The organism is Mycobacterium sp. ENV421 (assembly GCF_002887815.1).
Classification (GTDB): Bacteria; Actinomycetota; Actinomycetes; order Mycobacteriales; family Mycobacteriaceae; genus Mycobacterium.
The window spans coordinates 235,126-251,703 of sequence record NZ_PDHO01000004.1; the positions used below are offsets into that span (position 1 = coordinate 235,126).

At 68.5% G+C, this 16,578-nt stretch carries 16 protein-coding genes; 6 read left to right on the forward strand and 10 right to left on the reverse strand.

The window, feature by feature from the left end; all coding sequences use genetic code 11:
* The first annotated feature begins 279 nt into the window (after positions 1-279).
* Positions 280-2,187: an ABC transporter ATP-binding protein/permease gene (locus tag CRM90_RS07470; protein ID WP_102806349.1), complete on the forward strand. Its 1,908-nt coding sequence runs from the start codon at positions 280-282 to the stop codon at positions 2,185-2,187.
* On the opposite strand, the gene CRM90_RS07475 is transcribed toward CRM90_RS07470, so the two are convergent.
* The 3 genes from CRM90_RS07475 to CRM90_RS07485 are packed head-to-tail and all read right to left on the reverse strand — an operon-like array spanning position 2,184 to position 4,888.
* Complete coding sequence (locus CRM90_RS07475) at positions 2,184-3,662, reverse strand: FAD-binding protein (RefSeq protein WP_102806350.1); 1,479 nt, start codon at positions 3,660-3,662, stop codon at positions 2,184-2,186. The genes CRM90_RS07470 and CRM90_RS07475 overlap by 4 nt on opposite strands.
* Positions 3,659-4,150 carry a VOC family protein gene (locus tag CRM90_RS07480; protein WP_102806351.1) on the reverse strand — a complete coding sequence of 164 codons (492 nt, stop codon included), beginning with the start codon at positions 4,148-4,150 and terminating at the stop codon, positions 3,659-3,661. The genes CRM90_RS07475 and CRM90_RS07480 overlap by 4 nt, the downstream gene beginning before the upstream one ends.
* A gap of 45 nt (positions 4,151-4,195) precedes the next feature.
* On the reverse strand, positions 4,196-4,888 hold the full coding sequence (locus CRM90_RS07485) for a TetR/AcrR family transcriptional regulator (RefSeq protein ID WP_199189812.1): 693 nt from the start codon (positions 4,886-4,888) through the stop codon (positions 4,196-4,198).
* Positions 4,889-4,998: 110 nt separating this feature from the next.
* On the opposite strand from CRM90_RS07485, the gene CRM90_RS07490 reads away from it, so the two are divergent.
* Positions 4,999-5,439, forward strand: coding sequence for a nitroreductase/quinone reductase family protein (locus tag CRM90_RS07490; RefSeq protein ID WP_102806353.1), 441 nt, complete (start codon positions 4,999-5,001; stop codon positions 5,437-5,439).
* On the opposite strand, the gene CRM90_RS07495 is transcribed toward CRM90_RS07490, so the two are convergent.
* From CRM90_RS07495 to CRM90_RS07520, 6 genes are all read right to left on the reverse strand, one after another.
* On the reverse strand, positions 5,436-6,128 hold the full coding sequence (locus CRM90_RS07495; RefSeq protein WP_102806354.1) for an Rv1815 family serine proteinase: 693 nt from the start codon (positions 6,126-6,128) through the stop codon (positions 5,436-5,438). The genes CRM90_RS07490 and CRM90_RS07495 overlap by 4 nt on opposite strands.
* Positions 6,129-6,280: 152 nt before the next feature.
* Complete coding sequence (locus CRM90_RS07500) at positions 6,281-7,696, reverse strand: NAD(P)/FAD-dependent oxidoreductase (RefSeq protein WP_102806355.1); 1,416 nt, start codon at positions 7,694-7,696, stop codon at positions 6,281-6,283.
* A gap of 28 nt (positions 7,697-7,724) precedes the next feature.
* Complete coding sequence (locus CRM90_RS07505; protein WP_102806356.1) at positions 7,725-8,849, reverse strand: cation:proton antiporter; 1,125 nt, start codon at positions 8,847-8,849, stop codon at positions 7,725-7,727.
* A gap of 5 nt (positions 8,850-8,854) precedes the next feature.
* Positions 8,855-9,337, reverse strand: a complete 483-nt coding sequence (locus CRM90_RS07510; RefSeq protein WP_102806357.1) for a cation:proton antiporter regulatory subunit — start codon at positions 9,335-9,337, stop codon at positions 8,855-8,857.
* 34 nt (positions 9,338-9,371) lie between these two features.
* Entirely contained in the window at positions 9,372-10,253 is an 882-nt protein-coding gene (locus tag CRM90_RS07515) for a sterol desaturase family protein (protein ID WP_102806494.1), read from the reverse strand.
* A gap of 107 nt (positions 10,254-10,360) precedes the next feature.
* On the reverse strand, positions 10,361-11,914 hold the full coding sequence (locus CRM90_RS07520; RefSeq protein ID WP_102806358.1) for a carboxylesterase/lipase family protein: 1,554 nt from the start codon (positions 11,912-11,914) through the stop codon (positions 10,361-10,363).
* 161 nt (positions 11,915-12,075) lie between these two features.
* Between CRM90_RS07520 and CRM90_RS07525 the strand changes: the two genes are divergently transcribed.
* Positions 12,076-12,420, forward strand: coding sequence for a DMT family transporter (locus tag CRM90_RS07525; protein ID WP_102806359.1), 345 nt, complete (start codon positions 12,076-12,078; stop codon positions 12,418-12,420).
* Complete coding sequence (locus tag CRM90_RS07530) at positions 12,420-12,743, forward strand: DMT family transporter (protein WP_102806495.1); 324 nt, start codon at positions 12,420-12,422, stop codon at positions 12,741-12,743. Before CRM90_RS07525 ends, CRM90_RS07530 begins: the two co-directional genes overlap by 1 nt.
* On the opposite strand, the gene CRM90_RS07535 is transcribed toward CRM90_RS07530, so the two are convergent.
* Positions 12,712-13,905, reverse strand: a complete 1,194-nt coding sequence (locus CRM90_RS07535) for an MFS transporter (RefSeq protein WP_102806360.1) — start codon at positions 13,903-13,905, stop codon at positions 12,712-12,714. The two genes, CRM90_RS07530 and CRM90_RS07535, sit on opposite strands and share 32 nt — an antisense overlap.
* Before the next feature lie 30 nt (positions 13,906-13,935).
* Here CRM90_RS07535 and malQ point away from each other — a divergent pair, with 30 nt between their 5' ends.
* Positions 13,936-16,077 (forward strand): 4-alpha-glucanotransferase, encoded by a 2,142-nt coding sequence (gene malQ, locus CRM90_RS07540; protein ID WP_502693241.1) that lies wholly within the window; start codon positions 13,936-13,938, stop codon positions 16,075-16,077.
* A 2-nt stretch (positions 16,078-16,079) separates the two neighbouring features.
* Positions 16,080-16,577: an NUDIX hydrolase gene (locus tag CRM90_RS07545; protein ID WP_102806362.1), complete on the forward strand. Its 498-nt coding sequence runs from the start codon at positions 16,080-16,082 to the stop codon at positions 16,575-16,577.
* The last annotated feature ends 1 nt before the right edge of the window (position 16,578 follow it).

Consider the following 16,578-nt stretch of genomic DNA (forward strand, 5'->3'; position numbering starts at 1 on the left):
GGCGCCTTGGCCGACGGCGGAGCACTCGGCGCTGGTGCGTTCGCCGCGCCGTCCCACCCCGCGCGCCGCGCGACCGTCGTTCTCGGACCTGGCGGTTATCTTTGCGTCACTGCCCGCGGTTCAACCCGGGGACGGGTCTGACGACGCACCGGAACTCACATTTCGCCAGTCATCTGACACACACGCGCGCCTTCCCCGGGATGCCGGGGTAGGTTCGCCGGGAAGCCGGCTGATCGGGCGTCGCGTGGTCGGCGCCGCAGGAGGAGAAGCACGTTGGAGATGTTCCACCCGTCCATGGACTGGGGACACGAGCTGGTCCCGTCCCTGATCTGGATTGCCAAGGCATGGGGCATCAGCGCCGTACTGAGCCTGATCGTGCTGTTCTTGCTGGCCCGGTACACGGTGTGGGGCCGGCAGTACTGGCGGATCACCGGGGATTACTTCACCGGCCGGCAGAGCATCAGGGTGTGGATCTGGATCGCCGTGCTGTTGCTCTCGACGATCATCTCGGTGCGCCTCGACGTCCTGCTCAGTTACTACAGCAATGACCTGTTTACGTCGCTGCAGGTCGCGTTCCAGGGCGCGGGCGGCGGCAACGAGGAAGTTCGCCAGTCCGGTATCGACGGATTCTGGGCGGCGCTGATCCTGTTCGGCATCCTGGCGACCATCTACATCAGCCGGGTGATGCTGGACATCTACCTGATGCAGCGGTTCATCATTCGCTGGCGGGTATGGCTCACCGACCGGCTCACCTGCGACTGGCTCGACGACCACGCCTACTACCGCACCCGGTTCACCGACAGCGACATCGACAACCCCGACCAGCGCATCCAGTACGACATCGACATCTTCACCGCCGGGGTTGGGTCCTCGCCGAACACGCCGATGATCGGCAGCTCCAGCACGCTGCTGTTCGGCGCGATCAACTCGTTGGTGACGGTGGTGTCGTTCACCGTGATCTTGTGGAACCTGTCGGGTCCGCTGACGTTCCTCGGCGTCACCCTGGGGCACGCGCTGTTCTGGGTGGTGCTGGTCTACGTGTTCGTCGCGACGGTCATCGCGTTCTGGATCGGCCATCCGCTGATCCGGCTCAGTTTCCGCAACGAGCTCACCAACGCCGTCTTCCGTTACGCGCTGGTCCGGCTGCGCGATTCGGCCGAGGCTGTCGGCTTCTATCGCGGCGAGAACGCCGAGCGGGGACTGCTGCGCACCAAGTTCGCCCAGATCATTTCCAACTACAAGCGCTATGTGAATCGCACGATCGCGCTGACCGGGTGGAACCTGTCGATGAGCCAGATCATCAACCCGCTACCGCTGGTGATCCAGGCGCCTCGGCTGTTCGCCGGGCAGATCGACCTCGGTGACGTCACCCAGTCGTCGAGCGCATTCGGGTCGATCCACGACTCGCTGTCGTTCTTCCGCAACGCCTACGACTCGTTCGCCTCCTACCGGGCGGCCATCATCCGTCTGCACGGCCTGGTGGAAACCAACGCCGAGGCGCGCGAGCTGCCCAAGCTGACGACGGTCACCAGCACTGACGGTTCGGTGGAACTTCGCCGGGTCGAGGTCCGCACGCCAAGTGGCAGCCAGCTCGTCGACCCGATCGACCTGCGGCTGGAGCCGGGCGAGACGCTGGTCATCACCGGGCCGTCGGGTGCCGGCAAGACCACGCTGCTGCGCAGCCTGGCCCAGCTGTGGCCGTTCACCTCCGGCACCCTCTGCCGTCCCGAGGACGACCACACCATGTTCCTGTCGCAGATGCCCTACGTCCCGCTGGGCGATCTGCGGACCGTGGTGTCCTACCCGGCTACCTCCGGGAAGATCAGCGACGACGACCTGCAACATGCGCTGACCAAGGTCGCCCTGTCGCACTTGACGATTCGCCTCAACGAGTCGCAGGACTGGGCCAAGGTGCTGTCGCCGGGCGAGCAACAGCGCATCGCGTTCGCCCGCGTGCTGCTGACCAAACCGAAGGCGGTCTTCCTCGACGAGGCCACCTCGGCGCTGGACGAGGGGCTGGAGTTCGCGCTCTACGACATGGTGCGCACCGAACTACCGGACACCATCCTGGTCAGCGTCAGCCACCGCAGCACCGTCGAGCAACACCACGTCAGGCACCTGGAACTGCTCGGCGAGGGCCAGTGGCGCCTCGGCCACGTCGAGGGTAACGAGCCCGCTACCGTTTAGCCTGCGGCGCTGGCACTTTCGGCGGCCACCGTGGCGGCGTGCGTTCCGGCGCGTCGCCCGAAGAAGGAGCCCTCCCCCAGCTGGGTGCCGCTGGCGTAGCCCTTGCCGTCCTGGGCGATGTTGGACGCGCACGCGCCCGCCGCGTACAGGCCCGGAATCACGCTGCCGTCGGCGCGCAACACCTCGCCGTCGACGTCGGTGGCCAGACCGCCGACGGTGAAGCCGGAGTACATCGCTTTGCCCAGCGTCAGGTCGAAGGCGCCCCACGGCCCCTTGTCTTGCGGCGCAAGGAATTCCGGCTGCTTGTGGAACTCCGGATCCTCACCCTTGGCGGCGTGCTCGTTGTAGTTGTTCAGCGTCTCGACGAGGTTGCCCGTCGGGATGCCCAGCGCCGCCTCCATCTCCTCGACCGTCTCCCAGCCGTCGATAAAGGTGATCAGCGGGATCTCCGGGCGCTGCATGTGCGCCTCGTCGACGATCAGGTACGCCGCGCTGTCCGGCTGGTCCATCACGAAACCCGACGTGCGCGAATGGTAGGAGTCTTCGGTGACGAACCGCTTGCCCTCCTTGTTGACGATGATTCCGGTCAGCAGGATCGACGGGGGGTAGACGGGCGCGGTGATGAAGATCTGGTCCATGTGCTTGGTGGCCCCGCCCGCCGATTCGCCGAGGCGGATGCCCAGGCCGTCGTCGTAGGTGTTGCCGAGCACGAACGGCTTCTCGGCGAGTTTCGGCGTGAGCGCGGCGACCATCTCGGGATTCATCACGAAACCGCCCGCGGCGATCACCACCGCCTTGGCCCGGATCACGCCGGTCTCGGTGAACTTCTTCCACGAGACGCCGACGACGGACTCGTCCTCGACGACGAGATTCGTTGCGCCCGTTTCATAACGGATCTGCACACCCAGTTCTGCTGCCCGCTTGAGCAGCAGATCGATGACCATCGCCGCGCCCTGGGTGTCACCGGGCACCGGGACCTTGTGGCCGCGCGGGGCGGGCACCGCCATGTTCTTGTACGGCCACACCTTCTCGTTGCCGGTGAACATCAGCCCCTCGGTGTTGGGCTGGATCACCGCCTTCTCCGGGTAGTAGCTGCGCTCGAACGCGATCCCCAACTCCTCGAGCCAGTTGAAATGCTCGACGCTGCCTTCGCAGTAGGCGCGGATCTTGTCGAGTTCGGGCTCGCGCGACACCGCGACGAGGTACTTGTACATCTCTTCGACGCTGTCGGCATGCCCGGTGGCCTGCTGAACGGCGGTTCCGCCACCGAGGTAGAAGTGGCCGCCGGCCATCGAGGTGGTGCCGCCGGCGACCGCGGCACGCTCGAGCACCAACACTCGCGCGCCGGCGGCCGCGGCGCTGACCGCCGCACATCCGCCCCCGATGCCGAAACCGATCACCACGACGTCGACCTCGTCGGACCAGTCGGTCACATCCGAGGCGGCGACGGTCGCGGGAATGTCCAGGCCACTCATTGCTGCTCCTGTTTCACATAGTCGAAGAACGTGCGGATGTCGTCGGGGATGTAGGCGATTTCGAGGTAGGGCACGCCGGCCGCGGCGGCGGACAGGTACGCGAACCGCATGCCGCCGGGCATCACCCCGCGAGCGACGATCTCCGCCGTCGGACCGCTGCCGGTCAGCGCGGCGTCGAACGCGTCGGTGTCGGGAACCTCCACGCAGATGTGGTGCAGCCCGGGGCCGCTGTGGTCCAGGAACTCGGTGTAGATGCTCTCGCCACGCGTCGGTGCGATGAGTTCGAGCTGGGTGTCGCCGGCGTAGCTCAACGAGATGTCGGCGTGGTAGTCGGCGGGGCGGCCGCGGTGTTCGCAGGTGTCCGGCCCGAAGTGCACATCGGGCATGCGAATCCATTTCCTGGCCCCGAGCAGCGTGGTCAGGGCCGCCTCGGTGGCGTCCAGGTCGCGGGTCACCCACGCGATCTGGACAGGTGTCTGGTCGGTCATCGGTTCGAGGATATCCCCGGCCCGCCGGTGTGGCTAGAACGTGTTCTAGTTTTGCCCGCCCGCGGTCAGCAGGTCGACGGCCAGGTGCAGCTGCTCGTCGAACAATGCCCGAGGATCGGTGAAGGTGTCGCTGCCGTACTGACCGAACACCTCGAGGCTGATGGCCCCGATGATCATGGCCCAGATCGCGGTGCACCGGATCACCAGCGCATCGTCACCGGGGAAGCCGAACTCGTCCCGCACATGGATCAGGTCGGTCGACATCGGTTGAGCCGCATGGTGTTCCGTCAAGGCGATATCGCCGGTGGCCACACCGGTGGCGACCGCGTCGAACAGCATGCCGATCACCCTCGTGCCCGGTCCGGTGGTCAGCTCGGCCGGGGCGTGATAGCCCGGCACAGGGCTGCCGTACAGCAGCGCCCACTCGGCGGGCTGGTCCAGCGCCCAGCCGCGGATCGCGTGGGCGATGGTCGCGACGTCGGCCCGCCAGCCGCCGTCGGCGGCCACCCGCGCCTGTCCGACCGCGTCGGCGAGGTCGGAGTAGGCATCGATCAGCAGGAGGGTCAGCAGCGCATCGCGGCTGGCGACATAGCGGTACACCGCCGAGGACACCATGCCCAGCTCGCGGGCGATAGCCCGCACCGACAGTCCGGCCGCCCCCACGGTCGCCAGCTGCCGGCGTCCCAGCTCGACGATCTGGGCTTCGATGCGCTGCCGCGTGTCCTCGCGTTTCCCCACGCGCCGAGTCTGACACATCCGAGATCACTGCTCTTGTTTTTCGCGCACCCGGCTGGCATCCTCGTGGTGAGAGCACCGCTCTCAAATCTTCGAGTCGATGGGACACCGCCATGAATGCGCACTACGACCGTCCGAACGCCGCCGCCCGGGCGGCCAACGCCGTCATCCGCCGGCTCGCCGAGGCGGGGATCAGCATCGCGGGCACGCGCGCGCTACGCGTGCGGGGCCGTAAATCCGGCGCACTGCACAGTGTGGTCGTCAACGTGCTGCGGGTCGGCGACACCGAGTACCTGGTCTCCCCGCGGGGCAACACCCAGTGGGCACGCAATGCGCGGGCAGCAGGCGAAGTGGAACTGGGCCCGCGCTGGCGTCGCACCGCGGTCACCCTCACCGAGGTCGACGACGACGCCAAGCCGGCCCTGCTCAAGAGCTATCTCGACCGGTGGTACTGGGAGGTCAAGGGCCACATCGCCGGCCTCACACCGGACTCGACGACCGCCGAATTGCGTTCGGCCGCACCGAAAGTCCCGGTGTTCGCGCTCGCACGCTAGTTGGCGTTGGCTTCCTCGGCGGCAGCCACGTTGACGACGTCGGCGCCGGCGCGCACCTGCTGGCTGGTGGCGACCCACGACACCGCCGCGGGCAGGTTGCCCCAGGTGCTGTTGAACAGTCCGATGATGACGGCCTTGTTGTTGTCGACCGGCATGTACACCGGGCCGCCGGAGTCGCCCTTCTGGCTGACCACGCCGTTCTCCATGGTGAACCAGCCGTTGTTGACCCGCTCGATCGATCCGCAGCTCTCGCCGGTGATCACGCCGAAGTGGCAGACCGGCTGGCCGTTGGCCATCGGCGGGGCGGCGTCGGCGACCAGCTGGCGGCCGCCGGGAAGAATGTTGTTGACCGCGACGTCGGCGGCCAACGTGATGGTCTCGTAGTCGGAGATCACCTGGTCGGTGCGCACCACGGCGCCGTCAGGGGTGTTGTCCTGGAATGCCGACACCATGCCGATGAAGTGGCCGTCGCGATCCGTGACCGGCCCGTCGGCCCGGCAGTGACCGGCCGAGTAGGCGATGCGCGCCACCGGATCCACGTAGCCGAGGGTGCAGACGTTGCTGGCCTGGCGGATCTCCATCCCGGGCGAGACGACCACACCGGGTGTCGCGTGGGCCAGCGGGGCGATGATCGCGGACGCGGCCAGAGCCGCGGCGGTGGAGACGAATCCCAGCGAAAAACGAGTCACCCTACACCCCGATCGGTCGGCGGTACGTCAAGGACGCGCCGCGGAAGTATCTCGACTGTGTATCGGCGCCGATTTCAAATCGTTACCAACGAACTATGGCGTACCCGGCGTGTCGTCGCAGGAATCGCCGCAGATGGGGTTAAAAGCCGGAGTTAGGAGTCGAACCCCAGGCCCAGCCGGTCGAGGGTGCGCAGGATGAGGTTGCGTTTGCCCTCGTTGTGATCGGCCCGGTCCAACGACCACCGGGTGGCCTGAATCCCCACGCTGGCCACCGGTTCGGGTGGGAACGGCAGCGGCTTGCGGTTGACCATCTCCAGCTCGGTCCGCTCGGTGGGGTGACCGTCGAGCAGGTCCAGACAGACGTCGGCGGCGAACCGGGCGGCGCCGACACCCAGACCGGTGAATCCGTTGACGTAGGCGATCCGGCCTCGCCCGGCCAGCCCCCAGTGCGCACAGAACCGGGTGTTGGTGTCGATCGCACCGGCCCAGCGGTGGCTGAACCGGACATCCTCGAGTTGCGGGAACGTGATGAAGAAGTGCGCGGCCAACTTGCGGTAGCTCTCGGGCCGGTCTTCGTACATCGAGTCGACGCGGCGACCGTAGTGATAGACGGCGTCATAGCCGCCCCAGACGATCCGGTTGTCCGCCGAAAGGCGGTAGTAGTGGAACTGGTTGGCACTGTCGCCGATGCCCTGTCGGTGGCGCCACCCGATGCGCTCCAACTGGTCGCTCGTGAGCGGTTCGGTGGACAGCACATAGTCGTACACCGGAATCGTGTGGAACCGATTTCGCTTCAGCAGGCTCGGAAACACGTTGGTGGCCAACACAACCTGGTCGGCCTGGAGCACCCCGGCGGACGTCTCGACCCGGATCCCCCGCTGTTCGCGTTGTACCGACGTCGCCGCGGTGTGTTCGAAGACCTCGACCCCGGCCTCCGAGCAGGCCCGGGCGAGTTCGAAGACCAGCCGGGCCGGATGGACGATCGCGCAGGTGTCGGTCGCCCACAGTCCGGCCTGATAGGTCGGTGAGGCGACCTCGGCGCGCACGGCCGCCTGATCCAGGAACCGGCCCTCGCCGTCGTCGGCGCCCTCGGCCAGCCACTCGACCTGATGCGGTTCGGTGGCGACGGTGAGCATGCCGGTGCGCTCCCAGTCCACGTTCATGCCATAGGACGCGATATCGGCCTGCATGCCGTCGAGGTTGGCCAGGCCGAGCTTCTCCAGGCGGTCGAACTCGGTGGGCCAGCGCGACTTTCCGTTCTCGGCACCGTGGGTGATGCTGGCCTCGACGAAGCCGCCGTTGCGTCCCGATGCCGCCCAACCGACCCGTTCGGCTTCGATCAGCACCACCCGCGCCCCGGGGTTGCGCGCCTTTGCGTGCAGAGCCGACCACAGTCCGGCATAGCCGCCGCCGACCACCAACAGGTCACACGTCAGGTCGCCGGACAGCCGGGGGTAGTCGGGACGGCCGACCAGCGACGAGTCCAGCCACATCGATCCGAACGCGGCGGAGCCCAGCGCCCGGGCGATCAGGGCGGGATCGACGTCGCGATCAAATACGGTCTGCACTCCAGCATGGTGCCATGACGGCGGCGTCCTACCGGGCGAACCGCGCGAGTAGGGGCCCGACGATGGCCAGGACGAAAACATAGGGCGTGGCCAGCGTTCCCACCGCGGTGACGGTGGTCCCCGCCAAGCCGATGATCACCAGGGAGAACTCCCCGCGGGCGACCAGCGCGGTGCCCGCGCGCAGCTGGCCCGGTCGGCCGACGCCGTCGCGGCGGGCCGCGTACACACCGGTGGCCACCTTGGTGATCGCGGTGACGGCGGCCAGCAGTACGGCCGCCGGCAGCATCGGCACCAGGTCCGCCGGTGCCACCGACAACCCGATCGCCACGAAGAACACCGCCGCGAACAAATCCCGCAACGGGCTCAGCACGGTGCGGGCCCGCTCGGCGGTCTCCCCCGTCAGTGTCAGCCCCACCAGGAACGCGCCCACCGCGGCCGAGGCGTGCAGATGTTCGGCCGCCGCGGCCACCAGCAGGGTCAGCCCCAGGATGCGCAACAGCAGTTGCTCGTCGTCGGGATGACTGATCAGCCGGCCCAGGTGATGACCCCATCGGTAGGACGCCGCGAACACCAGCACCAATGCGACCATCGCAGCAGCCATCCACAGCAGCGCCTCCCACCACGTGCCGCCGGCCGCCAGCACAGCCAGCAGCGGCAGATAGGCGGCCATCGCGAAGTCCTCGAGCACCAGGATCGACAGCACGGCAGGCGTTTCCCGGTTGCCCAGCCGGCGCAGGTCGTTGAGCAGGCGCGCGATCACGCCCGAGGAGGAGATGAACGTGATGCCTGCCATCGCCAGGATGCCGACGAAGTTCAGGCCGAGCAGCCAGCCGGCGATCGCACCCGGGGTGGCGTTGAGGACCAGGTCGACGCCGGCCGACGGCAGATGTCGCCGCATGCTGGCGGCGAACTCACCGATGGAGAACTCCAGGCCCAGGGTCAGCAGGAGCAGCACCACGCCGATCGTGGCGCCGGTGGACACGAACTCCCCCGCCGCGGGGACCGGCGCGATTCCGCCGTTGCCCAGGGCCAGTCCGGCGAGCAGGTAGAGCGGGATCGGTGACAGCGCGAACCGGCGCGCCAGGGTTCCGAGGATGGTCAGGACCGTGAAGATGACGCCGAGCTCGAGGAGTAGCGCCGCCGACACAGCCACTCAGATCATCCTTGGTCGACGATTCGACGGACGCCGGAAATGCCGTGCTCGGTGCCGATCACGATCAGGACATCGTGGGCGTGCAGCACCTGGTCGGGTTTCGGCGAGGCCAGCACCGCTTCGTCGCGCACGATCGCCACGATCGACGCGCCGGTGCGGGTCCGGGCCTTGGTATCGCCGAGCGGCCGGTCGACGAACGGCGACCCCGCCGCGATCTCGACCTGGCCGGCATCGAGGCCGGGCACTTCCTTGGTCAAGTCGGCGAAGCTCTCCACCATCCGCGGGGCACCGAGGATCTGGGCCAGCGCGTCGGCTTCCTCGTCGGTGAGTCGGAACACCGGGCGCGCTTGGTCGGGGTCGGGGGCGCCGTAGACGACGACTTCGAAATCACCGCCGCGCCGGGCGATCACACCGATGCGGTTGCCATCGGCGTTGTCGAACTCATACCGCAGCCCGACTCCGGGCAGCAGGACTTCTTTGACCTCCATGGGCTCCATCCTCGGGTGGCGGCACCGATGTTGACTAGCTTGCGGCCACCGTAGTCGCCGGTTGCCGGGTGGTGCTGGGCGCCCAGCCGGGCGGACCGAAGACGTAGCCCAGCCGGTCACGCCAGCGGCGCGCCGAGCGGACGTCGCGGGCGATCGCCGCGTACTCGTGGGTCTGCAACGTCCAGATGTTGAATGTGGTGACCGGCTTGGTGAGGCCGTAGTGCGGGCGGAACAGTTCGGGCTGAAATGTCCCGAACAGGCGATCCCAGATGATGAGGATGCCGCCGTAGTTCTTGTCCAGGTACTCCGGGTCCATCCCGTGATGCACACGGTGGTGCGACGGGGTGTTGAACACGAACTCGAAGGCCCGCGGCAGCTTGTCGATCCGTTCGGTGTGGATCCAGAACTGGTAGATCAGGCTGATCGAGAAGCTGGTGAACACCATCCACGGCGGAACGCCCAACAGCGGCAACGGAATCCACATGATGATCTCGCCGCTGTTGTTCCACTTCTGCCGCAGCGCGGTCGCGAAGTTGAAATAGCGGCTGGAGTGGTGCGCCTGGTGGGTGGCCCAGATCAGCCGGACCCGGTGGGCGGTGCGGTGGTAGGCGTAGAACAGCACGTCCACTCCGACGATCGCGATTACCCACGTGTACCACTTCGTCGGCGAGAGGTGCCACGGCGCGACGTACGCGTACAGCGCGGCGTAGCCGAGCAGAGCCAGGAACTTCCAGACGCCCATCGTCGCCACCGACATGAGCCCCATCGAGATCGAGGCCCACGCATCGCGGGTGTGGTAGGCGCCGGACGCCGGTTGTTCGGCTTCGGTCAGCCGTTCGAGCTTGCGGGCTGCGGTCCATTCGAGGATGAGCAGCACAAGGAAGAACGGGATCGCAAACAGCACCGGCTCACGCATCTGCGGCGGGAGAACGGACAACAGTTCACCGATTCGTTCCACGCGACACCTCCCGGCGGGAGTCTAACGCGATCCGGGCCCGTTGTTAGACACGGCGTCAAGAAGCCTCAGCGGAAGCTGAGCACCTCGTCGCCCCAGGCGTGGCGGATCGGCCGGTCCAGGTCGTCGACGACGCGATCCCGGCGATCGATCACCAGCGTCGCGCGGTCGCCGTCCCGATACGGCGCCCAGTGCGGCTGACCCAGGGGCACGTTCGGGTCACCGGTGGCCGCGAACGCCGTCCACCGGGCACGCATCCGCTCGGACAGCTCCTCGCCGGTCTTGAGTCCGCCGAGCTTGAACGTGACGTCGCGCGGACCCGAGATCAGGTTGCCCCACACGTAGATCAGTTCGGTGGCATGCGCGGCACCCAGTCGGATCGTCTTGAAAAGTGGTGTGGCCCAATCGAATCGGTAGAGGTAGACCGGCGCCACCGCGGTGTGCCCCTCGGCGAACCACACCGTCGGCATCCGGAAGCCGACGTCGCTGGCCACCCACAGGCTGCGGGTGCGGGCCATCTTCGCCGGGTACACCGAACTGACCTGCTCGGCGGTCGGCAGTTGCAGGCCCGGCTGGTCGTTGGCCATCTCGCTGAACATCGTGCGGACCGCCTTGGGCGCGATGGGCATCAGCGGTGAGCGCATCAGCCGGAACAGCGCGGCCTCGTTCTTGTTGGTGCCGATCAGCAGCGGCACCGGGTGCGTCTTGCCGGCCCTGGCCAGCGTGACCGGGTAGTCCGGCACGAGATCCCCGTCGACGGTGGGCGCGAAGGCCAGCAACCCGGGTGTGGTGGCCGGGACGTGATCGAAGACGTGCTGTGACGCGTCGACCAGGGTCTCGACGGGAGCCCGGTGCGCCTCGGCCGCTGTCATGCCGAGCCGATCGAGGAACAGCTCGGCCATGGTGCCCGCGCGCTCCGTGCCGTAGATCGAGGTGGCCGGCGCGCTTTGGGCGATGGCCCGGGAGAACAGGCCGGCGGCCTCCGGCACCGCCAGCAGCGTGGTGGTGATCGCGGCCCCGGCCGACTCACCGAACAACGTCACCCGGTCCGGGTCGCCGCCGAATTCGGCGATGTTGTCCTGAACCCAGCGCAGCGCGGCCAGCACGTCGCGCAACGCGACGTTGCTGTCGAACCCGGCCGAGGAGAGGTCGAGGAAGCCCAGCGCGCCGAGCCGGTAGTTGATCGTGACGACGACGACGTCGGAACCGGTCGCCAGCACGGTGCCGTCGTACATCGGCTGGCTACCCGACCCGAAGATGTAGGCGCCGCCGTGCACCCACACCAGCACGGGCTTGGGGTCGCCGGTGGCCGATGCCCCGGTCCCGGACGGCGCCCAGATATTGAGGAACAGGCAGTCCTCGTCGGCGTGGGTGCCCAATCCCATCGGGATGGGGCTGCGCGGCTGCGGGCTGACCGGACCGAACGTCGTCGCGTCGGCAACCTCGGTCCACGGCTGCGGAGCGACCGGCGCCCGCCAGCGCAGGTCTCCGACCGGCGGGGCGGCATAGCGAATGCCCTTCCACGTCGTGACCCGGCCGTCGTCGGCCCCGCGCACCGGCCCGTAGCGGGTCTGGACGACCGGGCTGTCCACGATCGGCCGCACGCTCGCATCCGCTGTCATCGCTGTCCTCCTGCCACAAAGTGCGATGTCGATGCACGACATCACCCATCCACGCTACCGACGGGTAATGCGTCTGGGCGCGCGGCAGCTGGTCTATCCGGTCACCGCGGCGGCCACCTATGACGGCGGCCACACGTCTCGGCCCAGCTATCCTGACCCGCGTGCGGAAATGGGCGCTCCTGTTGGCCGCTATCACTGTGGAGGTCACCGGCACCCTGTCGCTGCGCGCGTCGCAAGACCATTCGGCGTGGCTGATTCTGGTGGTGTGTGGTTACCTCGCCTCGTTCTACTTCCTGGCGTTGGTGCTACGGGCCGGCATGCCGGTCGGGGTGGCCTACGGCGTCTGGGGTGCGGTCGGAACCGCCGCGACGGCCATCCTGGCGGCGGTGATCTTCGGTGACCCGTTCACCGTCCCGATCGTCGCCGGGATCGGGTTGATCATCGCCGGCGTCCTGCTGGTCGAGCTCGGCTCGCGGAATCACGCCGGCCAGGAGGGCACGCCATGATGTGGCTGACGCTGGCCGGGGCCATCCTCATCGAGGTGTGCGCGACCCTGTGTCTGCGTGCCTCGGACGGCTTCCGCAAGAAGGCGTGGGTCGCACCGATGCTGCTCGGCTATCTGGTGTCATTCACGTTGCTGTCGGTGACGCTGTCGCTGGGCATGCCGGTCGGGGTGGCCTACGGCGTGTGGTCGGCGGCCGGTGTCGCGTTGATCGCGGTGATCGCCCGGGTGGTGTTCGCCGAGCCGCTGACGCCACTGATGATGGGCGGCATCGCACTGATCATCGCGGGTGTGCTCACGATCGAACTGACCGGCGCCGTGGGCTGAGAGCCCGGGCCAGCAGGACCGCCACCAGCCCGGCCACCGGAACGGTGAGCAGACCGGCTCGCAACGACACGGCGTCGGCGATCGCGCCCACGAGGATCGGTGAGCCGAGGAAGCCCGCCCGCATCAGCCAGGTCAGCACTGTCAGCCCGGTGCCCGGCCGCAGTCCGGGCAGCTCGTCGGCGGCGTGCATGGCACCGGGTACCAGGGTGGCCGAGCCGAATCCGGCGGCGGCGAATCCCGCGATGGTGCCGGGGATGCTGGGAAACGCCAGCGCGCCCGCCATGCCGGCGGCGACGATCACACCGCCGGCCCGGGCGACCGTGCACGGCCCCCATCGGTCGGTCAGCCGGTCGCCGACGAGGCGGCCGATGAACTGGAAGCCGACCAGTGCGACGTAGCCGAACGCGGCGAGCGCCGCGGGCGCCGACAGCGACTCTCGCAGATACAACGTCGCCCACGAGCTGCCCGCGTCCTCGACTGCGGCACCGGCGATCGCAATGGCCACCAGCGCGGCCAGCGCGAGGTAGACACTGCGGCCCGCCCGGGCCGTGGCCCGCTCGCCCGCCGGGGTTTCGGTGTGGTCGTGGTCGGGACCGGGCAGCAGGTACCGGTAGGCGACCAGGCACACCGCACTGAACAACACAGCGGATCCCGAGAGCTGCGCGACGCGGGGAATGCCGAGATAGATTGCGCCCGCGCCGATCAGGCCACCCAGTACCGCACCCGACGACCACACCGCATGCAGCGAGTTGATGATGAAGCGGCCGTAGGCGCGTTGCACGCGCAGCCCGTGCACGTTTTGGGCGACGTCGGTCACCGAGTCGGCCGCACCGGCGCAGAACAGCGCGACCGCCAGCGTCGGGCCGGTGGGTGCCAGGCCGGCGGTGATTGTGAAGACGGCGATCAGCACGCTGCCCGCGACCGCCACCACCGAGGAGCGGTACCGACGGACCAGGGCCGCGGCGGTCACCCCGGTCAGGAGCGCACCCGCCGAGAACGCGGCCACCGCCAGGCCGAACGCCGAGTTGGACAGGCCGAGATCAGCCTTGATCTCGGGGAGGCGCGGCAGCAGGTTGGCGAACAGCGCGCCGTTCGTCAGGAACAGCGCGGCGCTGGCGATGCGGGCTCGCCGATTTCGCGCAGCGAGTCCGGGGCCGCCCATGTGAGGCGAGGTTACGGGCAACCAAGCAAGATGGCACACATGACTGCTTCGTCGTTGGCTGAACTCGCCCATCGGTTCGGTGTGGCCACCGAGTACCACGACTGGACCGGGCGGTCCGTGCCGGTCGAGGAGGACACCCTGGTGGCGGTGCTGGCCGCGCTCGGTGTCGAGGCCCGCACCGAAGAGGGCCGCGCCGCAGCGCTTTCGGCCGACGACACCCGGTATTGGTCCCGGGCGCTGCCACCGACGGTCGTCGGGCGCGCCGACAGCGAGACCTCGTTCTGGGCGCACGTCACCCACGGCGACCCGGCGCACGTCTGGGTTCGGCTGGAGGACGGCACGGTGCGCACCGGGGTGCGCCAGGCCGACAACTTCACCCCGCCGCACGACCTGGACGGCAGGCTGGTCGGTGAGGCGACGTTCGTGCTTCCCGCCGATCTGCCGCTGGGCTACCACAGCGTCCATCTGAGCTCGGGGGGTCAGGAGTTCAGTACGCCGCTGATCATCACCCCGGCCTGGCTGGGGCTGCCGGCCCGGCTCGGCGCGCGGCGAACCTGGGGCCTGGCCACCCAGATCTACAGTGTGCGCTCCGAAAACTCCTGGGGGGTGGGCGATCTTGGTGACCTCACCGATCTCGCCGTGTGGGCCGGAGCGCGGCACGGGGCCGGTTACATCCTGGTCAATCCGCTGCAGGCGGCCGCACCGACCCGGCCGATGGAGCCCTCCCCCTACCTGCCGACGTCGCGGCGGTTCACCAATCCGATCTACCTGCGCGTCGAGTCCGTTCCCGAATTCGCTCAGCTGCCCAAGCGCGGGCGGGTGTGGAAGCTGCGGGCCGCGGTTGCGGCCCGGTCACGCAAGATCGACACCATCGACCGCGACTCGGCGTGGGCCGCGAAACGTACTGCGCTGAAAGCGATTTACCGGGTGCCCCGGTCGGCGGGCCGCGAGCTCGCCTTCGAGGCGTTCAAGCAACGGGAAGGCCGGGCCCTCGACGACTTCGCCACCTGGTCGGCGCTGGCCGAGAAGTACGGCGGCAACTGGCGGAAGTGGCCGAAAGGCCTGCGCCATCCGGCCGGCCCCGACGTGGCCGAGTTCGTGGACCGGCACGCCTCGGCGGTGGACTTCCACCGCTGGCTGCAGTGGCAGCTCGACGATCAGCTCGCCGCCGCGCAGTCCCAGGCCGTCCGCACCGGGATGGCGCTGGGCATCATGCACGACCTCGCCGTCGGCGTGCATCCCGACGGCGCGGACGCCTGGGCCCTGCAGAACGTGTTGGCCACCGGGGTCGCCGCCGGCGCTCCGCCTGACGAGTTCAACCAGCTCGGCCAGAATTGGTCACAACCACCTTGGCGGCCCGACCAGCTCGAAGAGCTTGGCTACCAACCTTTTCGGGATCTGATCGCGGCGATCCTGCGGCACGCCGGCGGGGTGCGCATCGATCACATCATCGGACTGTTCCGGCTGTGGTGGATCCCCTCCGGCGCCGCGCCCACGAAGGGCACCTATGTGCGCTACAACCACGACGCGATGATCGGCATCGTCGCGCTCGAAGCACACCGGGCCGGCGCCGTCGTCGTCGGTGAGGATCTGGGCACGGTGGAACCCTGGGTGCGTGACTATCTGCGGGCTCGCGGCGTGCTGGGCACCTCCATCCTGTGGTTCGAACTGGACCGCGACGGCGGCGGCGGACCGCTGCCCGCCGAGCGCTGGCGGGAGTTGTGCCTGTCCTCGGTGACCACCCACGACCTGCCGCCGACGGCGGGTTACCTCGCCGGTGAGCACGTACGGTTGCGTGACGAGCTCGGCCTGCTCACCCGCCCGGCGGAGGAGGAATTGGCCGACGATCGCGCCGAGCAGGCGGCCTGGCTGGCCGAGCTTCGCCGGGTCGGTCTTCTCGGTGACGACGCCGACGAGGAGCAGGTGATCCTGGCGTTGTACCGGTATCTGGCCCGGACCCCGTCGCGGCTGCTGGCGCTGGCGCTGACCGACGCAGTGGGTGACCGGCGCACCCAGAATCAGCCAGGCACCACCGACGAGTACCCGAACTGGCGTGTCCCGCTGACCGGGCCCGACGGTAAGCCGCTGCTGCTCGAGGATGTGCTGACCGACCCGCGGGCGCAGGCGCTGGCGGCGGTGATGCAGTCCGCGACCGCGCCACATCCGGAATAGCGATGCCGAGATACAGCGCCGGTGTGCTGCTGCACCGACATGTCGACGGCGTCGCGGAGGTGCTCATCGGGCATCCCGGTGGGCCGTTCTGGGCACGCAAGGACGACGGAGCGTGGTCGATTCCCAAGGGCGAGTACGACCCCGATACCGACGACGCATGGGACGCCGCACGGCGTGAGTTCGCCGAGGAGTTGGGATCCGAAGTGCCGCAGGGCGTCCGGATCGAGTTCGATGCGGTCAAGCAGCCGAGCGGCAAGGTGCTGACGGTGTTCGCCGTCGAGGCCGACCTGGATGTGACCGGGGCACAGAGCAATACCTTCACCCTGGAGTGGCCGAAGGGTTCGGGGCGAATTCAGGAGTTTCCCGAACTGGACCGGGTGGGGTGGTTCCCGGTGGCGCGGGCACGCCGCAAGTTGCTCAAGGGCCATGTGGTGTTCCTGGACCGGCTGATGGCTCATCTGCCGGGACTGGGCGAAGGCGACCCGGAGCCTGCGGGTTAGC

Excerpts from the sequence above, each read along its gene's own strand:
- CRM90_RS07470 (WP_102806349.1), top strand. The coding sequence starts at position 280 with ATGTTCCACCCGTCCATGGACTGGGGACACGAGCTGGTCCCGTCCCTG.
- CRM90_RS07475 (WP_102806350.1), bottom strand. The coding sequence starts at position 3,662 with ATGAGTGGCCTGGACATTCCCGCGACCGTCGCCGCCTCGGATGTGACC.
- CRM90_RS07480 (WP_102806351.1), bottom strand. The coding sequence starts at position 4,150 with ATGACCGACCAGACACCTGTCCAGATCGCGTGGGTGACCCGCGACCTG.
- CRM90_RS07490 (WP_102806353.1), top strand. The coding sequence starts at position 4,999 with ATGAATGCGCACTACGACCGTCCGAACGCCGCCGCCCGGGCGGCCAAC.
- CRM90_RS07510 (WP_102806357.1), bottom strand. The coding sequence starts at position 9,337 with ATGGAGGTCAAAGAAGTCCTGCTGCCCGGAGTCGGGCTGCGGTATGAG.
- CRM90_RS07515 (WP_102806494.1), bottom strand. The coding sequence starts at position 10,253 with ATGCGTGAGCCGGTGCTGTTTGCGATCCCGTTCTTCCTTGTGCTGCTC.
- CRM90_RS07520 (WP_102806358.1), bottom strand. The coding sequence starts at position 11,914 with ATGACAGCGGATGCGAGCGTGCGGCCGATCGTGGACAGCCCGGTCGTC.
- CRM90_RS07530 (WP_102806495.1), top strand. The coding sequence starts at position 12,420 with ATGTGGCTGACGCTGGCCGGGGCCATCCTCATCGAGGTGTGCGCGACC.
- CRM90_RS07535 (WP_102806360.1), bottom strand. The coding sequence starts at position 13,905 with ATGGGCGGCCCCGGACTCGCTGCGCGAAATCGGCGAGCCCGCATCGCC.
- malQ (WP_502693241.1), top strand. The coding sequence starts at position 13,936 with ATGGCACACATGACTGCTTCGTCGTTGGCTGAACTCGCCCATCGGTTC.
- CRM90_RS07545 (WP_102806362.1), top strand. The coding sequence starts at position 16,080 with ATGCCGAGATACAGCGCCGGTGTGCTGCTGCACCGACATGTCGACGGC.